The 1,912-nt window shown below is 62.8% G+C and carries 2 protein-coding genes and 2 pseudogenes; 2 read left to right on the forward strand and 2 right to left on the reverse strand.

Annotation, left to right across the window (positions count from 1 at the left end; all coding sequences use genetic code 11):
• On the forward strand, positions 1-399 hold a 399-nt coding region (locus tag EN925_RS34015), incomplete at its 5' end, for a DUF1403 family protein (protein ID WP_128337273.1).
• Positions 400-401: 2 nt separating this feature from the next.
• Positions 402-1,103, forward strand: a complete 702-nt coding sequence (locus EN925_RS34020; RefSeq protein WP_128337274.1) for an SMC-Scp complex subunit ScpB — start codon at positions 402-404, stop codon at positions 1,101-1,103.
• 42 nt (positions 1,104-1,145) lie between these two features.
• Here EN925_RS34020 and EN925_RS41145 read toward each other — a convergent pair.
• Positions 1,146-1,355: pseudogene (locus EN925_RS41145) on the reverse strand (RES family NAD+ phosphorylase); the annotation flags it as partial.
• Positions 1,298-1,912 (reverse strand): annotated as a pseudogene (locus EN925_RS34030) (transglutaminase family protein); the annotation flags it as partial. The pseudogenes EN925_RS41145 and EN925_RS34030, both read right to left, overlap by 58 nt.

A 1,912-nucleotide genomic window follows, 5' to 3' on the forward strand; every position in this document is an offset into this window, starting at 1 on the left:
CGCCTGGGCTGGCCGCAGCCCCTGCCGCTCCTAATGGCGCAGGGTTTTGGACCATCTTTCCGCACCGAGGCCGGCGGTGGCCGGCGCATCCGGCCCGGGGACAAGAATTTTGAGCGGGCGGTTTGCATCGCGCTCGTCGCGGCCGCCGCGGACGCTTGTCGGTTGGCCGCCGAGCTGTCGCGCCGGGCCGAAAAACTCCTGGCGGTGGCGCCGAAACTGCGCGCCAAAGGCGCCGGCGACGTAATCTTTCTGCTGCTCAGTGAAGACGCCGTGTCCGGATCGCTGACGACGGACAATCTGTCGCGCTTTGCATCGCGACGGCTGTTCGAACGGCTGCAGCAACTGGAGGTCGTGCGCGAGCTCTCCGGCCGCCCCACATTCCGGCTGTTCGGGCTGTAGCGATGAGCGAAGCGTCCGCCCGCCGCAAGCCAAACGATCAGCCGGCGCTGCTCGACACCGAACTGGAACATCTGCCGCCGGAGCTGCGCTGGTGCGAATGGATGGCCCGCGTCGAAGCGGTGATCTTTGCGGCAAATGAACCGGTGACACGTAGTGTCCTCGCGCGGGTGGTGGGAAAAAACTGCAATATCGAGCTGATCATCGACGACATTCGCGCCGAACTCGCCGGCCGCCCTTACGAGCTGGTCGCGGTCGCCGGCGGCTGGCAGCACCGGACCAAAAAGGTTTTTGGCGACGTCATCCATGCCGCGTTCGGCACAGCGGCGGGGCAGGGCACAAAAGAGTTGTCGCAGGCGGAGGCGCTGGTGCTGATGTGCATCGCTTATTTTCAGCCGATTACCCGTGGCGAACTGTCTTCCTTCTTCGGCAAGGAGGTGTCGCGCGATCTGATCGGCGTGCTGCGCGCGCAGGAGCTGATCGCCTCAGGGCCGCGCAGTCCACAGCCCGGAGCGCCCTACACCTATGTGACGACCAAAACTTTTCTGTCGCAGTTCGGGCTCGACACGCTGCGCCAGCTGCCGGATTTCGAGGCGCTCGAGGACGCCGGGCTGCTGTCGAAGGAGAAGCTGCTGGCCGGCGATATTCCCGACGGTTTGGCTAACAGGGAGGACGAGGGCGATGCCGTTGAGGACCAGATGTCGTGAGCGGGCGTTGTTCGCGTTGCGACCACAGAGACTATCGATGACTCAGGACCAGGACGACTGGTCGTGCGGCAGCCGGTCATCGGGAACCGCGACATGGTCGCCGTCGACGAGATTGGCCGGAAAGATCACCAGATTGGTGCCGCCGGCGTGACGCAGCGACGGGAACAGGATGCCGCGAAGCCCGGCCGTGATGATCAGGTCCGCGAGCTTCCACGATGGCGGGATTTTCTTGTCGATGCGAGCGATCTGGCGCCAGGCACAATCCCATTCCCTCCAGGCACTGTGCCCACCTCTTCAGCAATAACTTCGAAGCGGGCCAGGCTCGACAACCCAAAGCTGGTCGAGAGGGCAACGTCAGTCGCGTCCCGGCCCGTTGCCATCAGGATTCTTCCGATGCGAGGGTGGTTGTGCCGAGCGTCGAAGGTGAACCAATGACCACCGAGATAGGCTTGGAACCAGGCGCTGAAATCCATCGGATCTGGCACGGGCGGGACCCCGATATCCCCCAGATAACCCGTACAATAGCGCGCCGGAATGTTCATGCAGCGACAGATGAGCAAAGTCACGGCAAACACCGGTTCGATCGAGGAAGCCGCCATGAGCTGTGCGCAGCGCGTCGGCGTTCTGGTAGCTGAACGCTATGTGATTGTGAACGAAATCGCAGATTGCCTGGACGCGAGCCCATCCAGGCCTTGTGTTGCCAAAGGTCGCCCAGGCGAAATCCCCGAGACGATCGGTGTCGCAGTACCGGCTTCCTAGAAGGAAAGTTAGTACTTCATCCGGCAGGTCTTTTATATCGTGTTGTATGG

The organism is Mesorhizobium sp. M7A.F.Ca.US.006.04.2.1 (assembly GCF_004022915.1).
Lineage (GTDB): Bacteria > Pseudomonadota > Alphaproteobacteria > Rhizobiales > Rhizobiaceae > Mesorhizobium > Mesorhizobium ciceri.

Excerpts from the sequence above, each read along its gene's own strand:
- EN925_RS34020 (WP_128337274.1), top strand. The coding sequence starts at position 402 with ATGAGCGAAGCGTCCGCCCGCCGCAAGCCAAACGATCAGCCGGCGCTG.